This window comes from Bathymodiolus japonicus methanotrophic gill symbiont, assembly GCF_019721995.1.
GTDB lineage: Bacteria > Pseudomonadota > Gammaproteobacteria > Methylococcales > Methylomonadaceae > Methyloprofundus.
Map to the genome: position 1 here is coordinate 1 of NZ_BLYC01000038.1, position 19,639 is coordinate 19,639.

General features: G+C 42.2%; 26 protein-coding genes and 2 pseudogenes. 17 read left to right on the forward strand and 11 right to left on the reverse strand.

The genetic code is table 11. The features are described from left to right. The 5 genes from K6984_RS24685 to K6984_RS24705 form a co-directional block, all read right to left on the reverse strand. Window positions 1–853 (reverse strand): transposase (locus K6984_RS24685; RefSeq protein WP_221897845.1); only part of this gene is annotated, 853 nt, incomplete at its 3' end. Between the two features lie 1,086 nt (window positions 854–1,939). Then, window positions 1,940–2,815 carry an IS110 family RNA-guided transposase gene (locus K6984_RS24690; RefSeq protein ID WP_221894858.1) on the reverse strand — a complete coding sequence of 292 codons (876 nt, stop codon included), beginning with the start codon at window positions 2,813–2,815 and terminating at the stop codon, window positions 1,940–1,942. A gap of 134 nt (window positions 2,816–2,949) precedes the next feature. Beyond that, entirely contained in the window at window positions 2,950–3,171 is a 222-nt protein-coding gene (locus tag K6984_RS24695) for a hypothetical protein (protein WP_221894859.1), read from the reverse strand. 131 nt (window positions 3,172–3,302) lie between these two features. Beyond that, complete coding sequence (locus K6984_RS24700) at window positions 3,303–3,884, reverse strand: hypothetical protein (RefSeq protein ID WP_221897846.1); 582 nt, start codon at window positions 3,882–3,884, stop codon at window positions 3,303–3,305. Then, window positions 3,812–4,027 (reverse strand): hypothetical protein, encoded by a 216-nt coding sequence (locus K6984_RS24705; RefSeq protein WP_147660483.1) that lies wholly within the window; start codon window positions 4,025–4,027, stop codon window positions 3,812–3,814. Before K6984_RS24705 ends, K6984_RS24700 begins: the two co-directional genes overlap by 73 nt. A 211-nt stretch (window positions 4,028–4,238) precedes the next feature. Between K6984_RS24705 and K6984_RS24710 the strand changes: the two genes are divergently transcribed. Continuing rightward, a complete protein-coding gene (locus K6984_RS24710) occupies window positions 4,239–5,168 on the forward strand; it encodes a class I SAM-dependent methyltransferase (protein WP_230988280.1) in 930 nt (309 codons plus the stop codon). Window positions 5,169–5,182: 14 nt separating this feature from the next. Here K6984_RS24710 and K6984_RS24715 read toward each other — a convergent pair whose 3' ends face one another. From K6984_RS24715 to K6984_RS24725, 3 genes are all read right to left on the reverse strand, one after another. Beyond that, complete coding sequence (locus tag K6984_RS24715) at window positions 5,183–6,031, reverse strand: DHH family phosphoesterase (protein ID WP_221897847.1); 849 nt, start codon at window positions 6,029–6,031, stop codon at window positions 5,183–5,185. Between the two features lie 127 nt (window positions 6,032–6,158). Then, window positions 6,159–6,794: a transposase gene (locus K6984_RS24720; protein WP_221897848.1), complete on the reverse strand. Its 636-nt coding sequence runs from the start codon at window positions 6,792–6,794 to the stop codon at window positions 6,159–6,161. An 18-nt stretch (window positions 6,795–6,812) separates the two neighbouring features. Then, window positions 6,813–7,493: a hypothetical protein gene (locus K6984_RS24725; protein WP_221897849.1), complete on the reverse strand. Its 681-nt coding sequence runs from the start codon at window positions 7,491–7,493 to the stop codon at window positions 6,813–6,815. A 419-nt stretch (window positions 7,494–7,912) separates the two neighbouring features. Between K6984_RS24725 and K6984_RS31680 the strand changes: the two genes are divergently transcribed. Genes K6984_RS31680 through K6984_RS24735 form a run of 3 tightly spaced genes read left to right on the forward strand, consistent with a single transcriptional unit; the run spans window position 7,913 to window position 9,489 of the window. Further along, window positions 7,913–8,416: a hypothetical protein gene (locus K6984_RS31680; protein ID WP_230988281.1), complete on the forward strand. Its 504-nt coding sequence runs from the start codon at window positions 7,913–7,915 to the stop codon at window positions 8,414–8,416. Beyond that, on the forward strand, window positions 8,403–9,320 hold the full coding sequence (locus tag K6984_RS24730) for a transposase (RefSeq protein ID WP_230988282.1): 918 nt from the start codon (window positions 8,403–8,405) through the stop codon (window positions 9,318–9,320). The genes K6984_RS31680 and K6984_RS24730 overlap by 14 nt, the downstream gene beginning before the upstream one ends. A 10-nt stretch (window positions 9,321–9,330) precedes the next feature. Continuing rightward, on the forward strand, window positions 9,331–9,489 hold the full coding sequence (locus K6984_RS24735; protein WP_221897850.1) for a hypothetical protein: 159 nt from the start codon (window positions 9,331–9,333) through the stop codon (window positions 9,487–9,489). Window positions 9,490–9,504: 15 nt separating this feature from the next. Here K6984_RS24735 and K6984_RS24740 read toward each other — a convergent pair whose 3' ends face one another. Then, complete coding sequence (locus tag K6984_RS24740; protein ID WP_221897851.1) at window positions 9,505–9,645, reverse strand: hypothetical protein; 141 nt, start codon at window positions 9,643–9,645, stop codon at window positions 9,505–9,507. Window positions 9,646–9,657: 12 nt separating this feature from the next. Here K6984_RS24740 and K6984_RS24745 point away from each other — a divergent pair, with 12 nt between their 5' ends. The 10 genes and pseudogenes from K6984_RS24745 (at window position 9,658) to K6984_RS24790 (ending at window position 16,071) form a co-directional block, all read left to right on the forward strand. Beyond that, window positions 9,658–9,951: a hypothetical protein gene (locus tag K6984_RS24745; RefSeq protein WP_221897852.1), complete on the forward strand. Its 294-nt coding sequence runs from the start codon at window positions 9,658–9,660 to the stop codon at window positions 9,949–9,951. A gap of 164 nt (window positions 9,952–10,115) precedes the next feature. After that, window positions 10,116–10,316, forward strand: coding sequence for a hypothetical protein (locus K6984_RS24750; protein WP_221897853.1), 201 nt, complete (start codon window positions 10,116–10,118; stop codon window positions 10,314–10,316). Next, the gene (locus tag K6984_RS24755; protein WP_221897854.1) at window positions 10,261–10,902 is read left to right on the forward strand and encodes a transposase; all 642 of its coding nucleotides are present in this window, start codon (window positions 10,261–10,263) and stop codon (window positions 10,900–10,902) included. The genes K6984_RS24750 and K6984_RS24755 overlap by 56 nt, the downstream gene beginning before the upstream one ends. Before the next feature lie 103 nt (window positions 10,903–11,005). Continuing rightward, complete coding sequence (locus tag K6984_RS24760) at window positions 11,006–12,286, forward strand: AMP-binding protein (RefSeq protein ID WP_221897855.1); 1,281 nt, start codon at window positions 11,006–11,008, stop codon at window positions 12,284–12,286. Beyond that, on the forward strand, window positions 12,273–12,590 hold the full coding sequence (locus K6984_RS24765; RefSeq protein WP_221897856.1) for an ApeI family dehydratase: 318 nt from the start codon (window positions 12,273–12,275) through the stop codon (window positions 12,588–12,590). The genes K6984_RS24760 and K6984_RS24765 overlap by 14 nt, the downstream gene beginning before the upstream one ends. Before the next feature lie 82 nt (window positions 12,591–12,672). Further along, the gene (locus K6984_RS24770) at window positions 12,673–13,491 is read left to right on the forward strand and encodes an LpxL/LpxP family acyltransferase (RefSeq protein WP_230988283.1); all 819 of its coding nucleotides are present in this window, start codon (window positions 12,673–12,675) and stop codon (window positions 13,489–13,491) included. Window positions 13,492–13,540: 49 nt separating this feature from the next. Continuing rightward, the gene (locus K6984_RS24775) at window positions 13,541–13,915 is read left to right on the forward strand and encodes a hotdog family protein (protein ID WP_221897858.1); all 375 of its coding nucleotides are present in this window, start codon (window positions 13,541–13,543) and stop codon (window positions 13,913–13,915) included. Beyond that, a complete protein-coding gene (gene fabG / locus K6984_RS24780) occupies window positions 13,912–14,631 on the forward strand; it encodes a 3-oxoacyl-ACP reductase FabG (RefSeq protein ID WP_221897859.1) in 720 nt (239 codons plus the stop codon). Before K6984_RS24775 ends, fabG begins: the two co-directional genes overlap by 4 nt. Continuing rightward, window positions 14,632–14,823, forward strand: a pseudogene (locus K6984_RS24785) (NAD(P)/FAD-dependent oxidoreductase); the annotation flags it as partial. Window positions 14,824–14,904: 81 nt separating this feature from the next. Further along, entirely contained in the window at window positions 14,905–16,071 is a 1,167-nt protein-coding gene (locus tag K6984_RS24790; RefSeq protein WP_087870166.1) for an IS3 family transposase, read from the forward strand. A gap of 49 nt (window positions 16,072–16,120) precedes the next feature. Here the strand turns inward: K6984_RS24790 and K6984_RS24795 are convergent, their stop codons facing one another. Both K6984_RS24795 and K6984_RS24800 read right to left on the reverse strand, forming a co-directional pair. Further along, window positions 16,121–16,759, reverse strand: coding sequence for a transposase (locus K6984_RS24795; protein WP_221897861.1), 639 nt, complete (start codon window positions 16,757–16,759; stop codon window positions 16,121–16,123). A gap of 320 nt (window positions 16,760–17,079) precedes the next feature. Beyond that, entirely contained in the window at window positions 17,080–17,268 is a 189-nt protein-coding gene (locus tag K6984_RS24800; protein WP_221897862.1) for a hypothetical protein, read from the reverse strand. A gap of 118 nt (window positions 17,269–17,386) precedes the next feature. Between K6984_RS24800 and K6984_RS24805 the strand changes: the two genes are divergently transcribed. The 3 genes and pseudogenes from K6984_RS24805 to K6984_RS36595 all read left to right on the forward strand — a co-directional run. Beyond that, complete coding sequence (locus tag K6984_RS24805) at window positions 17,387–17,890, forward strand: hypothetical protein (RefSeq protein ID WP_221897863.1); 504 nt, start codon at window positions 17,387–17,389, stop codon at window positions 17,888–17,890. After that, the gene (locus K6984_RS24810; protein ID WP_221897864.1) at window positions 17,877–18,053 is read left to right on the forward strand and encodes a hypothetical protein; all 177 of its coding nucleotides are present in this window, start codon (window positions 17,877–17,879) and stop codon (window positions 18,051–18,053) included. Before K6984_RS24805 ends, K6984_RS24810 begins: the two co-directional genes overlap by 14 nt. 117 nt (window positions 18,054–18,170) lie before the next feature. Next, window positions 18,171–19,558 (forward strand): annotated as a pseudogene (locus tag K6984_RS36595) (IS1634 family transposase); the annotation flags it as partial. Between the last annotated feature and the right edge of the window lie 81 nt (window positions 19,559–19,639).

Below are 19,639 nucleotides of genomic sequence, written 5' to 3' on the forward strand. Positions count from 1 at the left end.
TCTCTTTGCCGCCACGTACACGTATTATCTGATCAATGCCTTTGTTAATCGAATTAAAGTAGCTCTCGACTGACCTTATTCTACCTCTATATTCAATATTTTGGTTTTTACTTAATTGGCTAATCACCTGCGAGCCTCCAGATTCTTTAGCGGCTTCGTCCATAAAGGCTTTTTCACCATAAAGCGCATCAGCCAGTACGCCTTTAATTTTAATCAGGCTATGCGCAACTTTAAACTCTTTTAATAAGCCTAATGCAATCTCTGTTTTGGTCGGGTAGGCACTGTCACGTTCAGGCTTAATAGGCCGATCTTTTTTTGCTATACCGCTCTTTTTCAACCGTTTATCTTCTTTATCCCACTGCTTTAAGGCTGGATCCGGCATATAAAAGAAAAAACCGACAGGCACTGTAATGGATGAGGTAACTAGCAGCAATAATACTATCGTTTGTCCATTAACATACCCGCCGGAGCCTTTGTGTTTCTGCTTGTAAACCTTATAAATACGTTTTGTAGACTTAGATCGTGCTCGGTCTGATTCATCAAAGGCCAACACACCTTCAGTAATGCCATAACGTTTTAAAATTAAGACCACACTCACCCGTAGCAACCAGTCCCAGGGTATACTTGCTTTACGAAACAACCAGGATAATGCGGCTACTTTGCAATCTCCAAGGCTTGCTCGCTCAAACTTAGCCCAGCAAACAGAGTTCATTAGCAGTATGCACGTTAAACAAGTGCCCAACCAAGCGGCTTGAATCCGTGTCAAAGCGGCTCCGGGTTTTAGCTGATTGAGCGCATCATTTAAATCGTCAATATAGCTTTGGATAAAGGTGGCTGGGGCATTCATTAGCATGGGCTTACACCGATAAAATTACAACAACCTCAGAATACCTGATTTTACCTTCTCAATATCAAAAACTTGAACATCGAGTAACAGGGACGTTCCATACTTTCATTGCAGTGTTGGTGAATATGTTCAGAGAGTGGTAGGTCTTTAACCCATCTTCGTCACTATTGATGATGTAGTTGTTATAAATCAATTGGTTGAAATTTTAAAAAGTAGCCAGTTGGCACTACAGATTTTGTGTTTTTGTATAAAACGTTGGATTTTTTAGAGTATTTTTGTCGCATGTAAATTACACTCAAATAATGATGATTTTTTTGACAAAAGTCAATGAATTTATCGACAAAAATAATATAAATGGCACTACAAAACTTTCAAAAAAAAACCATTGATTTTAAAGAGAATTTTTCGACAAAAAATCGCTTAAACCGATGAATCAATGGCTTAGAAAGATGAAAGTGACGAAGATGGGTTAAGCATGGGTGATATCCGTTTATGAGGTGATTAAAATCAAAAAGATGGAAATATTCGAGTGGTGCTACCTTCAGGTAGGTTATAGGCTGCTTTGTTTAGGTACTTCTTCTTTCAATGGGAACACTGATGATAAACATGGCAAAACCACCTAAAATAAACCTCGATACACCAGCATTGTGTATTTCAGCTACTCAATAATTGGGAAACTTCAGCTTTATAATTTATGACACAATAAAGACTACGGCTCACTTACCCCTTATATGGACTCCTCGTTTATTGCAAGCCAAGTTTTACATAATTGATGCTAATAACAGTGAACAAGATTGCAGCCATATATTGGGTCTCTAACAGAGGCTTTTTTGCCTCAGAACTCCTGATGAATCTATTCGCATACTTTTTGCCCCTACCAGCCTAACGGTCTCGCAATGGACTCTCTGGGTTGCAAGGGTTCTGTAAAAGTATCGGTCTGACCTGTTGTTGTCATCAATATTGGTTAACTTGCCTCCGCAATCTTGGTTACTCGGTTATCTCAGGGTTATCCACGCTTTGTCCACAGACGAAGAGCCCTCCTAGCTCGCAGTCGGTGGGCAAAGGGTGGGTAACCCTGCTTATGCACTCTAACTATGTCAGAGCTGCATCATATTCTTTATCCTGACTCGCCATCGCCCACAGTATTCGGGCATTTTCATTGGCCAGCGCAACGGCGGCTTTATTAAATCCACGCCGCTCAATGAGTGCTTGTAGCCATAGGCTTAATTTGTCTTTTTTACCACTACAGTGCTTTAACACCGATCGTGCTCCATGAATTAACATCGTACGAATATAGCGGTTACCTCGCTTACTAATTCCTAAATAAACCTGATTATCACCACTGCTATGTTGTCTCGGAACAATCCCTAAGCTGGCTGCATAATCTCGGCTACTCTGATAGCTTTTACCTGTCCCTATGTCTGAGGCAATGATGGTGGCTGTTATTGCCCCAATACCTGGCACATCAAGAAAACGCTGGCTTAACTGATTGCTATTACATAGCCGGCTAATACGTCTGTCCTGTTGTTTAATCTCTTCATCTAGTGCAACTAGTTTTTCATATTGCTCAGCAAACATTTCCCGACTTAAATCAGTCAAATCATTGTCGCTATCTTCTAAAATCAACGGTAATTCTACTCTTACTTTCTTTATACCTTTAGGAATAACAATGCCTCTTTCACTGAGTAGCCCTCGCACTTGATTAACCAGCGCAGTACGTTTGTCAACAAGGCCTTCACGTATTCTATGAACGAGTTGAATGTCTTGCTGTTCAATCGTTTTTATCGACACTGTGCGCTTATTTGGACGGGTAACCGCATCAAATATAGCAGCGGCATCATTAAAGTCATTTTTGTTCCCCACAACAAAACCCTTTACATAACGGGCATTAAGAAAAATGACTTCATGCCCTTGTTTAGCTGAAGTTTCCCAATAATTATTTATGGTAAAATTGAAACTATGCTGCAACTATATGAAAAAAATAGTCTTTTCATTCGTTTCAAATGCTATTGCCTAAGGGGAATTAAGTAGGGGTTTGCTATAAACATGGCAAAACCACCTAAAATAAACCTCGATACACCAGTATTGTGTATTTCAGCTACTCAATAATTGGGAAACTTCAGTTGTTTAGTTAACTCTCTTGCCCAGTGATGAGCTCCGCCACAGGCTTCTATTCCAATTAAGCTCACTGGATAATTTGCAAAAAATATTAAAAGCTCAGCTCGTTTTAGCTTTTTCTTAACAGGTTGTGATTTTTTTTCATCAAATGTATACATGTGAAAAATATTTTTTGCTATATCCAATCCAATTACGCTATTATTCATGTCGGGCTCCTCTTTGCTCCGTTATTACTCTTAGGTGCATTATGACACTGTTGGTGGGAGAGGAGTCCATATCATCAGCCTACTGTCTTTGTTTGTTGAATTCACCTTGCAAAACGACAGGGATCACAGCATCACTTAGTCATCATTACTTGTTTATGTATCGCATTACCATAATGCATTAGCGCCCAGCCACGAATAGCAACTTCAGCACTCAGCGCAAAGGAAAGAAACCACAAGTCTGAAAAAGGCCAGTTCATCCAGGCCATAAGCCCCATTAATACGCTTACCGCCCCACCAATTCTCGCCGATTTAGCGTTTGGTCTTTCTAGCAGAAAAGTAACTATAATTCGGAATAGATCTTGAATAAGTAGGTACGCTGTGGCTAGCAGGCTAAAGGTAAGCATGGTCTCGCCGACACTCGTCAAAATAATAAAGCCACAGACCAAATCGATCATACTCCCTTGTATATTGACTAATAGCATCGGTTTGCTTGTAGCAGCATAGGCATCTACACAACGCAGAATGCCTGCCAGCATAATCAAGGCTGCTGCAACGGGCAACCATGAGGAACTCGTATCTAACATTTGCATATTAGGAGCGACGATTGAGAATAAAGATAACACCGAGCCTAATACCAGCATCATACGCTGAAAATCATGGAAACGGAGCTTAGCGAAGTGGTGATTTTTAGTCCCTGATAGGCGACAGGGCAATTCGCTGATTCGACGTGTGCTAGCAGCACGCGAGAGGAGCAAGAATTGCATTCCGAATAGCCGTCCAGCCAGTGAGGTAGTAATGACGAAGCGGCTTTTGTGCGTAGTCGTTGCGGACGCAGGGCGTTCAGGGCATCTCCCATCCGCTGCGTAGGTGAACGAATTATGGCGACAGGAGTCCCGGAATTTCGTGAGGTAGCATGGCGCGCCTGATACCTTTAAATCTAAACCATCCCGGGCGATTGATTATATGCTCCAGCGCAGTCACTTCAGTTTCAGTATTCATCTAGACTCCAGATATCATTGCAAAGATAGTGTATAAGGGCATTTAGTATATACTGTCCCGCAATTATATTGAGAAAAATAGCGATGTCCACCTTAGCTCAGCTTCCACAGCACATACAACTACCCAAAACAGCAGCAGATTTGCAACAAGCCCAGCGTTTGTTTCATGGCAGGGGACATGCCTATGCTGATTTACAACATGTCACTATCGACTGGCTGCCTCCCGTGGCATTAATCACTTTATTTGCACCTGAACCTCTAGCTGCAGTTGAAATACTAGCAGATTATTTATTACCCCGATTAGCAGACTGTAAAAGCGTACAATTGCAACATCGCTATCTGTTATCAGGGCCGATTGATATTATTCGCGGTGAAACGATTAACCGACTAGTTGTTCAGGAAGATCATTTACTCTTCAATATCCATTTAGGACAGACCCGTAATACCGGCTTGTTTCTGGATATGCGTAATGGGCGCAGATGGGCACAGGAGCAGAGCGCGAATAAACGTGTACTTAACTTATTTGCTTATACCTGTGGTTTTTCTGTGGCTGCAATAGCAGGCAATGCCAGATCGGTACTCAACGTTGATATGAGCAGTACCGCGCTATCTGTCGGGCGCGAAAATCATCGCTTAAACAAGCAAACCCTGGATCGAGTGCGCTTTGAAAAACTGGATATCTTTAAGTCCTTTAGCCGCTTCAAGAAACGCGGGCCATTTGATCTACTGATTTGCGACCCACCCACTTTGCAAAAAGGCAGTGTTGATATTGCAAAGGATTATCCGAAAATATTACGCCGCCTGGATCAATTTATGGCACCAGACGCTACCCTGTTACTATGCTTAAATGCGCCCGAATTAAGCCGTAATTATTTGCTCAAACTTGTCGCTGAACTCGCACCAAAATACACCTACACTGAAGAAATAAAGCCGCCTGAAGTTTATCGGGAAGCGCAAGCTAAAGGTTTGAAGATACTCTGCTTTGAAGCCAGCCAATAAACCTAACAAATCCATTAAAACAAAGCTGAAAATGCGTCTCTGTCCATACTAAAGCCCGCTGCATTTTGATGCCCGCCGCCACCGAAATTTACTGCCAGCCTAGATACATCAAATACACCGATTGAGCGCAGACCACATTCATAACATTGCCGCCTGCCATGGTAGTGATAGGTTAAACCGAAAGTCCCTGATTGCTTCGCCAAAGCCTGGCCTAATTCACTGGCAAATGCACCAGGTGCATTCACAGCTAAGCCTAGCGTATCACCCAGCTTTATCGAATGTTTGGAATTTAACAGCGCTTTAACCATTTGCCCATGCTGTTTTAACAGGATTTTTCCTTCGCGGTATAATATATCAAGCTGCAACTGCTCAAATCTGGCAAAAGCAATGGGGCGATGCAAAAACAAAGCTTTCACTATTTCCTCTGTCCGCTTTATCTGGTGCCGCCATAAATCATGGTCTTCAATATGCCGTAATAACATTGGAGGTTCAATATCGCCCTGAAAATAATGCCACGCCAGCATGCAGCCACTTTGCTGCATATTAAAGTGCATTTCCAGATTAGCCGGCATGACTCCCTGATAATTTTCAAATGCTTTTTCTGCGCTGATATGATGATCTAATACAACGATCTTGCTAGCTGTTTGCGCAGCACGGATTAATTGCTCCATGGGATAACAGAAATCCAGTATATACAGCACCGCGCCAACAGGAAATTTGGGCATAGGCATTTGATGCCGTACCGCTTGATAATGCGCCCTGTCGTCCAGCGACTTCCACGCAGCCCAGGCAGCGCCATATCCATCTAGACAATCTGCATGATAGAACACGGTTATTTTTTGCTGATTATTCTCGCTACTCATATTTCTGCTATTTCCTGAATTTCGGCCTTGTAAAATTTTAGTCTATACTTAAAGCTCATCAATTAATATTACGGCACTATAAGGCGTATTCTGGCATGATGATTCTTAATTCTTACTTATCAATTCATCAGTGTTCCCCTATCAATTGATGCCGTGAAACTAACCTCGCCACAAGAGAGCTCATAAAGCACTGTAAAGACATTCCTGTTATTATTGCGTTTTGAACTGCCCGAATGGTATACGAGCTGATACGAGATATTCTTGCCTGGAAAAATAATGGATTCACAAAACGATCTCGTTTTTGAGCCTGTTGCTGCCTTATCTCCAGAGCCTCGCTATATTTTTTATCCGATGGATGAATCAATTCTGGCTGTTGTGTTTTTGAAATCTCTTCAAACACGCGCATTAAATTATAGCTCATTGCAGTCAGGCGCATTTGATTTTCAAGTGAGCGGGTATTGGAAGACCAAGCTTTAGTTTCCTTGAAATTACTTTTAGTGTTATTGAATGTCTTTTCAATCGTCCATCGCTTGAAATACAGCATGGCAATGGTTCCAGGGTTAATAGTCATTGGCAAGGTTGTCACGAACCGGTGAAGTTTTCCGGTTTCTGGATCACGGTAATCCACCACCGCTGTCAGCCCCGGACGGGCTGATAGTCTCCAGAAGGCGCAGGGAAATTTGCCAATCCGAAGTGCGCGATAGCGCGCGAGGGAGGCTAAAATTTTATCCCGAATAGCCGTAGAGCCATTTGAGGTAGCCATGACTGAGCTGCTTTGTGCTCAGTCTGTGGCGGACGCAGGGCGGCTGGAGCATCTCCTATTCGCTGCGTAGGTGAACGAATTACGGCGACAGGAGTCCCGGAATTTCGTGAGGTAGCATGGCGCGCCTGTGTTTCGCTTTTCAATATGATCTCGTAACACAGGTATTTCTTGATGTCTCTGAGTTCCGTTTGTCACCAGACAAAGAAATCTGAGCAACCCACTTCTGAGATTCAACGCGTAAATCCCCCCGGCCGCCTGAACTTTCCCCTTGCTGTTTTTTTCAGTATGGCAGGCATGATCAATAAAATGTCCATCCGCTGCTTCTATGGTGTATTCGTCAAGTTCTGGGAATGCTTTAAGATAATCAATGCCTTGCGATAGCAGTGTTTCAGCGTGAAGATGATAGCTCTGCTGTTCAAATGCCTCAAGCATACTTGTTCGTCTATGCGACTTCAGTGATTTAAAATACGTTGAGTGGGGAAGCAGCTGGCCATAAATCTGTTCATTGGTTTGGAGGAAATGGCGACCACTATCGACTACACTGATACAGCGTAATAACCCAAGGCGAATAAAGTCGATATCCTTCAACTCTGGGCATGAACGAGCCCACAAAGGATGACGCTCTGCTAACAAGGCACATTCCATACTTTCATTGCAGTGTTGGTGAATATGTTCAGAGAGTGGTAGGTCTTTAAGCATGGGTGATATCCGTTTATGAGGTGATTAAAACGGAAATTTCTAGAAGAATTTTTTCGGCAATTGCAAGCTTTATTTGAAATTATTTGTTGTTTTTTTACGGTGCCTACAGAGTGTCTATTTGCTGTTATAAGTGATTAAAATCAAAAAGATGGAAATAATGGAAATATTCGAGTGGTGCTACCTTCAGGTAGGTTATAGGCTGCTTTGTTTAGGTACTTCTTCTTTCAATGGGAACACTGATGTACACGATATCACTCCGCTCTTCGTAGATCGCATTGAAGATGCGTTATTTGCAGTCGAAACCCGACAGGCTGATGCGACTATTAGCTTTTTTGCTATTACTCGATGTTCAAGTTTTTGATATTGAGAAGGTAAAATCAGGTATTCTGAGGTTGTTGTAATTTTATCGGTGTAAGCCCATGTTAATGAATGCCCCAGCCACCTTTATCCAAAGCTATATTGACGATTTAAATGATGCGCTCAATCAGCTAAAACCCGGAGCCGCTTTGACACGGATTCAAGCCGCTTGGTTGGGCACTTGTTTAACGGGCATACTGCTAATGAACTCTGTTTGCTGGGCTAAGTTTGAGCGAGCAAGCCTTGGAGACTGCAAAGTAGCCGCATTATCCTGGGTGTTTCGTAAAGCAAGTATACCCTGGGACTGGTTGCTACGGGTGAGTGTGGTCTTAATTTTAAAACGTTATGGCATTACTGAAGGTGTGTTGGCCTTTGATGAATCAGACCGAGCACGATCTAAGTCTACAAAACGTATTTATAAAGTTTACAAGCAGAAACACAAAGGCTCCGGCGGGTATGTTAATGGACAAACGATAGTATTATTGCTGCTAGTTACCTCATCCATTACAGTGCCTGTCGGTTTTTTCTTTTATATGCCGGATCCAGCCTTAAATGCAGTGGGATAAAGAAGATAAACGGTTGAAAAAGAGCGGTATAGCAAAAAAAGATCGGCCTATTAAGCCTGAACGTGACAGTGCCTACCCGACCAAAACAGAGATTGCATTAGGCTTATTAAAAGAGTTTAAAGTTGCGCATAGCCTGATTAAAATTAAAGGCGTACTGGCTGATGCGCTGTATGGTGAAAAAGCCTTTATGGACGAAGCCGCTAAAGAATCTGGAGGCTCGCAGGTGATTAGCCAATTACGTAAAAACCAAAATATTGAATATAGAGGTAGAATAAGGTCAGTCGAGAGCTACTTTAATTCGATTAACAAAGGCATTGATCAGATAATACGTGTACGTGGCGGCAAAGAGATTAAAGTGACTGTCAGCAGTGCACGATTGAAGGTGAGTTCTCACAGTAAAAAACGCTTTGTCATTGCCTTAAAATATGACGGTGAAAACGACTATCGCTATTTAGTGGCGACAGACCTGACTTGGCGCACACAAGATATTATTCAAGCCTATACGTTGAGATGGCTGATTGAGGTTTTCTTTGAGGACTGGAAGCTTTATGAAGGATGGGGGCGTGAGGCCAAACAATTAGATGAAGAGGGATCAAGCCGTGGCCTGATTCTGAGTCTTTTGTTTGACCATTGCCTTCTCCTTCACCCAGAGCAAATAGCCCGCATTGAAAGCAAACTACCTGCGTATACCGTAGGAAGCTTACAGCGCAAGTCTCAAATGGATGTACTGCTTGAGTTCATCACGTCATTGCTAGAGTTTCCAGATCCTGGTGATAAGCTGAAAGAGTTAGGTGAATTAATAAAGGATGTGTTTCAACTGATGCCATCAGGAAAACATATGATTGGCAGAGATTTAGGGCGCTTAGAGCCAACACCATCATTAAAGTATTGTTCTGCTGGGTGAAGGTAAGAGTTTGATGGCAATGGGCTGGAAAAACTTGAACATCGAGTATAAGGTTTACAAGCAGAAACACAAAGGCTCCGGCGGGTATGTTAATGGACAAACGATAGTATTATTGCTGCTAGTTACCTCATCCATTACAGTCGCTGAAAATCAGGGAAACGGAGCCTAAGCGAAGTGATGATTTTTAGTCCGCCGCTGTCAGCCCCGGACGGGCTGATAGTCTCCAGAAGGCGCAGGGAAATTTGCCAATCCGAAGTGCGCGATAGCGCGCGAGGGAGGCTAAAATTTTATCCCGAATAGCCGTAGAGCCATTTGTGGTAGCCATGACTGAGCTGCTTTGTGCTCAGTCTGTGGCGGACGCAGGGCGGCTGGAGCATCTCCTATTCGCTGCGTAGGTGAACGAATTACGGCGACAGGAGTCCCGGAATTTCGTGAGGTAGCATGGCGCGCCTGGATAGCCGTAGGGCCGTTATTTTGTCGGAGTCTGAGCGTTAGCGAAGGTGGAGACAAAATAAAAGGCCATCCGACACGGCGTCAAGTCATTTGGAGCCTATGTTCCGACCCCTTGTTGGGTCGGGACGAGGTGACGAGGACGAATCGGGGCCGCCGGAGGCATAAGTGGTCGCGTTAAGTTTTTGCTGCTTGCTTGGGCTGGGATGCCCAAAACAAGCTTTCGCAAAAATAGCGACTCCCCGTTTTTATCTCCCCTTAAAAACAATTCAGGCAAAAAAAGAAACTGCCACGATAAGAGGGGAAGTCGCTCCTTTCCAGACCAAGATGACTCAGGCGGCTCAAATGCTGATTGCAATTGCAGAACATTTTTCCACCGCTCCGATATTGACAGTCACTGATAGCTGGTTTGGCAACAATGACCTATGGAAGCCTGTTTACAAAGCTATCGGAAGCCGGTTTAATATTCTCTCTAGGTTAAGGTGCAATAATGTACTGTACGATCGTCCAGAAAAAAGAAAACCCAAGCAGAGGGGGGCGGAATAAAAAGTACGGGCAGCGTCTGAGGTCAGCCACAGACATGGCAAAAACAGTACAGCAAAAGGCCCGATCGTATACCGTGAATCTCTATGGAAAACAGCGTGAAGTCAGGGCTTATAGTCGCGTTGTCATGCTGAAAACATTGAAACGACCCGTTCAGGTTGTCTGGGTGTTTCGTCGCACACAGTGGATTGCTTTGTTTACGACCGATCTAAGTTTATCCGTCACACAGATTATTGAGTATTATGGTGCGCGATGGAAAATCGAATCCGGGTTCAAAGAGCTCAAGCAAGACATAGGGAGCCATAAAAGTCAGTGTCGAAATGCGCAGGCAGTGACCAACCATTTGAACTTCTGTATGATGGCAACAACGCTGACGTGGATTTACGCGGATCGTTTAAAAACCGATCCGGAACGTCGGCACAAAGTGAAGGGGCGAGCCAGTTTCGCCTTTTCAGATGTCCGCCGCATCATTGCCGAAGCGGCTTTGGATCCGGATTTTGAAAGGGTTTGCCCCAAATACAGCAGCCCCCCCCCCTGTAAATTCGGTGGTAGCCGTTTTATTGCGAATGGTTGCTTGATGAATTTCTAAGAAACTTCAGTTGTAAAGTATCCTGTATAATTAATCACCTTATTTATTTACTACTCTTATCGTGACAGCACACAATCAACATACAATTTTACTGGCTGAACGTTTGGAAAAAACACTAGCGATGCCTTTTTGTATTTGCGCCACAGGCATAATGAATCGTACGGATTTATTAGCTCATGCGATCGCGCTAAGTGAGAAATTACCTGATAAGAGTTATGCCATTAACCTATGCCAGAATCGCTACCTGTTTATAGTTGCCTATTTAGCTGTTTGCATCCGCAAGCAAATATCATTACTACCCTCCATTCAGGCGCCCAAAACTCTGCTCGAATTACAAGAGACTTATCCTGATAGTTACCGACTAGGCGATAACAAAAGCAACTGTGATTTCCTTATTACTTATGACTTATTAGAAAAAATCAACAAGCCTTTTCCCCTGATCGAGATTGACCAGCCTCTATCCATCTCGTTTACTTCAGGTAGTACCGGGAAACCTAAAGCCATATCAAAAACCTGGCGTGAGTTTCAAGCTTCTGCCGAATTAGCTCTGCAGCGTTTTAAACTACAAAACCAGCAAATCACGCTGGTTTCTACAGTCCCTATGCAGCATATGTATGGTCTGGAAACTTCATTATTCTGGGTGTTATTTTCGCAAATGATGCTGCATAATAGCCGCCCTTTTTACCCCCAGGATATATGTTCTACCTTGAATAATATAAGCACTGATAAAATCCTGATCTCTACTCCCAGGCACTTAAAAAGTTGTAGTGACATTGATAGCGACTGGAATGCTATTACATTTATTTTATCTTCAACTGCTCCGCTGGAAAAAATTCTGGCAATACCAATAGAACAAAATCTGCAAGCCCCCCTCTTTGAACTGTTTGGTAGCACAGAAACACTCTCATTCGCATCACGCCGAGTGACCCTGTCTGAAAAATGGCAACCGTATACAAGCATCAAGCTGATAAAAAATCGGCAGCAATTTGTTTTACAGGGTGGTCATATTACCAAAGCGCAGATTTTAGATGATAATTTCAGCATAGATAGTAATGGGTGTTTTACCCTGCTGGGTCGTTCGGCTGATTTAATTAAAATTGCAGGTAAAAGAGCCTCTTTAAGCGACCTGAATCACCGGCTTACATCAATTGACAGTATTGAAGATGGTGTCTTCTTTCCCGGCAATAATGAGCGTTTATCTGCCATAGTAGTTAGTCAATTATCCAGGGCAGAAATTATCCAGCACTTAAAACAGTCTATTGATGCAGTCTTTATGCCCCGCACCATTTATTCAGTCTCTGCCATACCCCGGAATAACATGGGAAAAATAATAAAAACCGAGCTCGATCAACTAATACAGGCATGTCAACTTGCTAGAAAATAAACAACACTATTGCATTCCAGCAACTCATCCGTGCTTTGCCGGACATTTCCCGAGCAACCCAATTGTCCCGGGGGTGGTCATTTTAAATTTTGTAGAGCATCAACTTTTACGCTGGCTGCCAGATTATCAGATCATCAGCTTAGCCCAGGCAAAATTTTTACACCCCTTACACCCCGAAGAAGACTTTACTATAAGCCTGACTCTAGCCTCGGCACGTAATATAAAATTTATCTGTACTCGCCACACCGATATACTCGCGACCGGGTCATTGCTTATTCAGGAAATAGGTCCTAATCATGACTAAAACATGGCAGGAAAATAAAGAACGTAGCACCCCATTCACCCTTCTTTTGATACGCTGGATAGCCTTACACCTAGGCCGCCCTGTGGCGCGCAGCCTGCTCTACCCGATTAGTTTATATTTTCTATTATTTGCCGGCCCGCAACGCAGAGCATCACAGCAATACCTGAACAGAGTGCTAAAGCATAAAGTCACCTGGCTGGACAGTGCAAAACATATACATGCATTCGCTTCAACCATTCTAGATCGTGTTTATTTACTGACCGGCCAATTTGCAAAACTGGATATTACTTTCCCAGACGAGAACATTCCCTTAAGCTATAGCAAGGATGGCGTAGGCTGCCTTCTTCTCGGCAGTCATATCGGTAGCTTCGAAGTATTACGTAGCTATGCTGTCAGTAACTATCCATTACCCATCAAAATTCTAATGTATGAGCAACAGGCACCGATGATGGTAAAAGTGCTTAATGCGCTGAATGCAGATGTTGCCGACACTCTGATTTCTCTGGATGGCTCCCCTAGCGGACTATTAAAAGTAAAAGAAGCGATAGATTGTGGCACAACGGTAGGCCTCTTAGGTGACCGAATTTTAGGTGAAGGTAGTGAAAAAACGGTAATCTGCACACTATTAGGGGAGCCCGTTAAAATGTCAACCGCACCCATTCTGCTAGCAGCCGCTTTAAAAGTACCCCTGATTGTCTTTTTTGGTGTTTACTTAGGTGGCAATCGCTATAAAATTCATTTTGAGTTACTTGCCGAGGAAGTCATACTTAAGCGAAAAACTAGGCAGCAAGATATACAGGATTACACCCAGAAATATGTCGATATATTAGAAAAACAAATGCTGGAAACACCTTATAACTGGTTTAATTTTTATGATTATTGGCACAATGACAAACAATAAACCCTTACCCCAGACACAATTTGCCCACCTGATCCCTCATGCAGGGTCAATGATGTTAATTGATCAGGTCGATTCATGGAGTAATAAGCAAATTCACTGCACAACGCAATCTCATTTAGCCAGTGATAATCCATTACGCTTACAGGATAGCCTCTCGGTCATGCACCTAATCGAATATGGCGCACAGTCTATGGCAATCCACGGTGGTTTACTATCTGGCAGATCCTCACCTGGCTTTTTGGCTGCGGTACGCGGCGCGCACTTTCATATAGATAATCTAGATAGCATCACTGGTGCACTGCATATAAAAGCCTATGCAGAGCTAAAGATTAAAAATGGGGCGGTCTATTCCTTTCGTATTACCGATGATGAAGAGTCTTTACTACTTGATGCCCGGGCAACTGTCATCCATACCCAACCATGAAAAGAGCACTGATTACCGGCGGCCGTGGCGACATAGGCTCCGCGATTTGTTCCCGTCTTGCACAAGATAATATCCATATTATTGTGCATAGCAACCATAATTTTGACAGAGCACAATCGATAGCCGACTCGATAAGTCAACAGGGTGGCTCTGCAGAAGCAATAGCGTTTGATGTATGCGATGTACAGGCGACAGAAGCAGCACTAAAGCAGCTATCTGAAACGGGGCTTATTCAAATCATTATTAATAATGCCGGCATCCATCGAGATGCACCTTTAGTCGGCATGAACAGAAAAAACTGGACAGATGTTATCGATGTCTCTTTACATGGCTTTTACAATGTCACCCAGCCCTTGCTAATGCCAATGATACAAAGTCGCTGGGGACGTATTATCAATATGTCATCGGTAGCTGGTGTAATGGGAAATCGCGGACAATGCAACTATTCAGCAGCAAAGGCTGCGTTAAATGGCGCTACCAAGTCATTAGCCCAGGAACTCGCTTCACGCAAAATTACTGTCAATGCCATTGCCCCGGGTATTATTGAGGGCTCGATGACAGAAAACAGCTTTGATAAACAAATGATTAAAAACATCGTCCCGATGAAGCGCGCTGGCAAGCCAGAAGAAGTTGGAGCCCTCGCTGCGTTTCTATGCTCGGATGAAGCAAGCTATATTTCAGGACAGATTATTAATATCAATGGAGCAATGGCATAGATGATATCTCACTTTGATGTGCTAGTGATTGGCGGCGGCCCCGCAGGTACAACAATAGCCAGCTTGTTAGCAGATAACGGACATAGCGTTTGCTTACTGGAAAAAATGCATCACCCCCGCTTTCATATCGGTGAATCTTTATTGCCAATAAATTTACCTCTGTTTGAAAAACTCATCGTATTAGCATCTATAATCCCCCAGCAAATCCAGACAAGAAATCAAAGCAATCTTATTCCAAATTAGTTACTATTTGTAAAAAATTGGAGTATTAAAATGAGCAGAAAAAGAACGGTCTACAGTGCTGAATTTAAAAGCAAGTTGGTATTAGAAGTTTTAAAGAATGAAAAAACACTGCAAGAAATTGCCAGTGCAAATAACATCACACCTAAGAACCTACAAAACTGGAAAAAAATATTCTTAGACAATGCAGAAATAGCAATGGAGCCCTCCAAAGCCGTTAAAGATTACAAAGAGGATCTATTAGCAGCTCAAGAACAAAATGAGATGCTCACAAAAATCGTAGGAAAAATGACGGTTGAAAAGGAGTGGCTCGAAAAAAAGCTAAAAAGCTTGGACTCATCTGATAGAAAACAGTTGATTGAGCCCAAGCTTAACACTCTACCTCTAACACAGCAGTGTGCATTATTAGGATTAAATAGAAGCAATCTCTATTACAAAAAAAGAGAGAATAAAAAGAAAGAAGAGATCAAAACTCAGATTAATCACATTTTTAAAGACATCCCTATTTATGGTGCGGCTAAAGTACACCAGCAGTTGCTTGAAGGTGGTTTTAAAGTCAGTTTAAACACGGTGGCGAGTTATCGGCAGCAGATGGGCTTGAAAGCCGTATTAGCGGTAAAACAAGTCAATACAACGATCCCCATAAAAGAACATAAAAAATATACTTATAAGCTTAGAGATCTTGATATATCACACGCTAACCAAGTTTGGAGTACAGATATAACCTATATTAAAACCAAAGAAGGGATGGTTTATTTAGCGGCGATTATTGATTGGCACTCAAAAGCAGTGCTCGCCCATAAAATATCAAACACAATGGATTCTTTTTTAGTTATGGATGTATTAGATGAAGCGCTTTCTCTCTACGGAACACCTGAAATTTTTAATACGGATCAAGGCAGTCAATACACCAGTGAAATTCATACCCAACGACTAAAAAACAAAGGCATTACTATTTCTATGGATGGAAAAGGACGAGCAACGGATAATATTTGTATTGAACGGTTTTGGCGAAGTGCAAAATGTGAGCGTATTTATTTAAATGAATATGGTTCAATTAGAGCGTTAATAGAAGATGTTGATGACTATATTGAGTTTTATAATCATCAACGGTTTCATGAAACCCTGGACTATAAAAAACCAATGAATGTATATAGAGAAAGTATTTTAGCTAATGAACAGCAGAATGAAGCGGCTTAGGAATATGGAATAAGGATTGTTGAAAAATCTGTCTTGACTCTTTGGGGTGCTATAAAGTATATTTTTTATGTTCTTTTATGGGGATCGTTGTATTGACTTGTTTTACCGCTAATACGGCTTTCAAGCCCATCTGCTGCCGATAACTCGCCACCGTGTTTAAACTGACTTTAAAACCACCTTCAAGCAACTGCTGGTGTACTTTAGCCGCACCATAAATAGGGATGTCTTTAAAAATGTGATTAATCTGAGTTTTGATCTCTTCTTTCTTTTTATTCTCTCTTTTTTTGTAATAGAGATTGCTTCTATTTAATCCTAATAATGCACACTGCTGTGTTAGAGGTAGAGTGTTAAGCTTGGGCTCAATCAACTGTTTTCTATCAGATGAGTCCAAGCTTTTTAGCTTTTTTTCGAGCCACTCCTTTTCAACCGTCATTTTTCCTACGATTTTTGTGAGCATCTCATTTTGTTCTTGAGCTGCTAATAGATCCTCTTTGTAATCTTTAACGGCTTTGGAGGGCTCCATTGCTATTTCTGCATTGTCTAAGAATATTTTTTTCCAGTTTTGTAGGTTCTTAGGTGTGATGTTATTTGCACTGGCAATTTCTTGCAGTGTTTTTTCATTCTTTAAAACTTCTAATACCAACTTGCTTTTAAATTCAGCACTGTAGACCGTTCTTTTTCTGCTCATTTTAATACTCCAATTTTTTACAAATAGTAACTAATTTGGAATAAGATTGCTTTGATTTCTTGTCTGGATTTGCTGGGGGATTATAGTGATCTCGGTTTTGGCTGGCGATGCTTATAAGAATTCGCAAATAAAATTCCCTCTGCTAGCATTTAAGTTTCTGTATTTAATTAATAAATTTGTAGAATTCAAGGAAAACCACGCCTTTACTAAATTCAAAAAGCAACAACTCACAGGGGAATAGGCTTTAACCTACATATCCACCGACACAATCAACTCTGGGGTGCGGGTCTTTAGCCTGCAGATTATGCACAAGTATTGATTTAACGAAATATTGTAAAAATATCTTGTAAGTGACTAGAATGGCTCGCTTGTATTTCAGGGGCATATTCTTTCAAATCTGGGTAAAGTTGTATTGCTTCCGTGCCAATTTCATTTGCCAGCTCTTGGATAAAGATAATGTTCACAACAAGTTGCTGCTGTAATTCTTCATCCGTCAGCTGCGCATGCAAATCCTTATTTAATTGCTGTATAAAGCCAATATTGCTATAACTCGATGTTCAAGTTTTTGATATTGAGAAGGTAAAATCAGGTATTCTGAGGTTGTTGTAATTTTATCGGTGTAAGCCCATGTTAATGAATGCCCCAGCCACCTTTATCCAAAGCTATATTGACGATTTAAATGATGCGCTCAATCAGCTAAAACCCGGAGCCGCTTTGACACGGATTCAAGCCGCTTGGTTGGGCACTTGTTTAACGGGCATACTGCTAATGAACTCTGTTTGCTGGGCTAAGTTTGAGCGAGCAAGCCTTGGAGATTGCAAAGTAGCCGCATTATCCTGGGTGTTTCGTAAAGCAAATATACCCTGGGACTGGTTGCTACGGGTGAGTGTGGTCTTAATTTTAAAACGTTATGGCATTACTGAAGGTGTGTTGGCCTTTGATGAATCAGACCGAGCACGATCTAAGTCTACAAAACGTATTTATAAAGTTTACAAGCAGAAACACAAAGGCTCCGGCGGGTATGTTAATGGACAAACGATAGTATTATTGCTGCTAGTTACCTCATCCATTACAGTGCCTGTCGGTTTTTTCTTTTATATGCCGGATCCAGCCTTAAATGCAGTGGGATAAAGAAGATAAACGGTTGAAAAAGAGCGGTATAGCAAAAAAAGATCGGCCTATTAAGCCTGAACGTGACAGTGCCTACCCGACCAAAACAGAGATTGCATTAGGCTTATTAACCTATCTTCGTCACTTTTATCTCTTCAAGTCATTGATTTATAATTCGCATTAAAAATTCATCGTAAAAATCCCTTTAGAATCAATGGTGTTTTTTTTGAGTGTCTCTGTAGTGCCATCTTAACTTGCTCTGCCCCTTGATTTTCCCTGGTTTTTCACCGATGCTAGTGGTATGTATATTCGAAGAACCAAAACAAAAAGCCTTGAAGACGGCTCAGCTTATTTCACTTACCGCATTGTAGAATCTGTGCGTATAGGAAAACAAGTCAAGCAACGTACATTGCTCAATATAGGTGCGGACTTTACGATTGATAAAAAGTACTGGCCCTTGCTGACGGCCAGAATCGAACAATTACAGCAAGGTTTGGAACCACATCAGGAAGAGCTATTCAATTTAGCCGATGATTTAAATCAACTTCTGGAAGCAACAGCCCAGCGCTATAGCTCACTGATGACTGCAAAACTGTCACAACCGCTAGATTCAAAAACAACAACGCGAGATTTTCATCATGTCGATATTAATCATGTCGAAGCCATTAATGCCCGTAGTATTGGTGTTGAAACCCTGGCACTGCATGCCGCACAGCAGTTACAGCTAGACGAAAAACTCATGGCGCTGGGCTTTAATAAAGTAGATACGGCGACGGCCCTGGGCACTATCATAGGACGTATGGTTTCACCCGGCAGTGAACTGCAAACACATGACTGGTTGCAAAATCGAACAGGCCTGGGCGAATTACTGGGTCATGACTACGGTAACACCAGCCTGACGCGATTATATACAGTCAGTGACAAGCTACTCAAACATCGGCAACTCTTGAATATTTTCTGGCTGACCGAGAGCAGACGTTGTTCAATTTAAACCGCAAGATTGTATTGTACGATCTGACCAATACTTATTTTGAAGGCCAGTGCGCCCGAAACCCGAAAGCGAAATTCGGTCGCTCTAAAGAGAAACGCACTGATTGCCCGTTGGTTACTCTGGGGCTGGTTCTGGATGGTGACGGCTTTCCATTGAGTAGTCAGGTTTTTCCCGGCAACGCCAGTGAGCCCGCGACCTTGAAACTGATGCTTGACGAACTGCGAGACAAGGATCCCTTTCATCAAATAAAGCCGGTGGTTATCATGGATGCCGGCATTGCCAGCGCTGACAATATTGCCTGGTTAATCGAACAAGATTATCATTATCTCGTTGTCAGTCGAGAACAACATGTAAAAAACCCAAGAGATCAGAAAACTCCGGTAGCGGTCAGGGATACCCGGGACAGCAATGTTGTTGTTTATCGTGAAGTTGATCAAGAAACCGGGGAAACCCGACTCTATTGTCATTCAGAACAAAAAGCAAAAAAAGAACAAGGTATCCGTAATCGCTTCCATGCTCGTCTGGAAGAGGCCCTGGAAAAACTGCACACAGGTCTGAGCAAAAAAGGCACCCTTAAAAAATACGACAAAATACTGGAACGTATCGGACGACTACGTGAAAAACATAGCCGTGTTGCTGCAGATTACACCATTAACGTTATCGCGGATGACAAAAAAAACAAAGCCATCGGTATAGAATTATAATCCCCCAGCAAATCCAGACAAGAAATCAAAGCAATCTTATTCCAAATTAGTTACTATTTGTAAAAAATTGGAGTA

Excerpts from the sequence above, each read along its gene's own strand:
- K6984_RS24705 (WP_147660483.1), bottom strand. The coding sequence starts at position 4,027 with ATGGGAGATGCCCTGAACGCCCTGCGTCCGCAACGACTACGCACAAAA.
- K6984_RS24775 (WP_221897858.1), top strand. The coding sequence starts at position 13,541 with ATGATGTTAATTGATCAGGTCGATTCATGGAGTAATAAGCAAATTCAC.
- K6984_RS24805 (WP_221897863.1), top strand. The coding sequence starts at position 17,387 with ATGTTAATGAATGCCCCAGCCACCTTTATCCAAAGCTATATTGACGAT.
- K6984_RS31680 (WP_230988281.1), top strand. The coding sequence starts at position 7,913 with ATGTTAATGAATGCCCCAGCCACCTTTATCCAAAGCTATATTGACGAT.
- K6984_RS24755 (WP_221897854.1), top strand. The coding sequence starts at position 10,261 with ATGTACTGTACGATCGTCCAGAAAAAAGAAAACCCAAGCAGAGGGGGG.
- K6984_RS24790 (WP_087870166.1), top strand. The coding sequence starts at position 14,905 with ATGAGCAGAAAAAGAACGGTCTACAGTGCTGAATTTAAAAGCAAGTTG.
- K6984_RS24795 (WP_221897861.1), bottom strand. The coding sequence starts at position 16,759 with ATGAGCAGAAAAAGAACGGTCTACAGTGCTGAATTTAAAAGCAAGTTG.
- K6984_RS24725 (WP_221897849.1), bottom strand. The coding sequence starts at position 7,493 with ATGCTTAAAGACCTACCACTCTCTGAACATATTCACCAACACTGCAAT.
- K6984_RS24730 (WP_230988282.1), top strand. The coding sequence starts at position 8,403 with ATGCAGTGGGATAAAGAAGATAAACGGTTGAAAAAGAGCGGTATAGCA.
- K6984_RS24740 (WP_221897851.1), bottom strand. The coding sequence starts at position 9,645 with ATGGCTACCACAAATGGCTCTACGGCTATTCGGGATAAAATTTTAGCC.
- K6984_RS24715 (WP_221897847.1), bottom strand. The coding sequence starts at position 6,031 with ATGAGTAGCGAGAATAATCAGCAAAAAATAACCGTGTTCTATCATGCA.
- K6984_RS24810 (WP_221897864.1), top strand. The coding sequence starts at position 17,877 with ATGCAGTGGGATAAAGAAGATAAACGGTTGAAAAAGAGCGGTATAGCA.
- fabG (WP_221897859.1), top strand. The coding sequence starts at position 13,912 with ATGAAAAGAGCACTGATTACCGGCGGCCGTGGCGACATAGGCTCCGCG.
- K6984_RS24750 (WP_221897853.1), top strand. The coding sequence starts at position 10,116 with ATGCTGATTGCAATTGCAGAACATTTTTCCACCGCTCCGATATTGACA.
- K6984_RS24695 (WP_221894859.1), bottom strand. The coding sequence starts at position 3,171 with ATGAATAATAGCGTAATTGGATTGGATATAGCAAAAAATATTTTTCAC.
- K6984_RS24720 (WP_221897848.1), bottom strand. The coding sequence starts at position 6,794 with ATGGCTACCTCAAATGGCTCTACGGCTATTCGGGATAAAATTTTAGCC.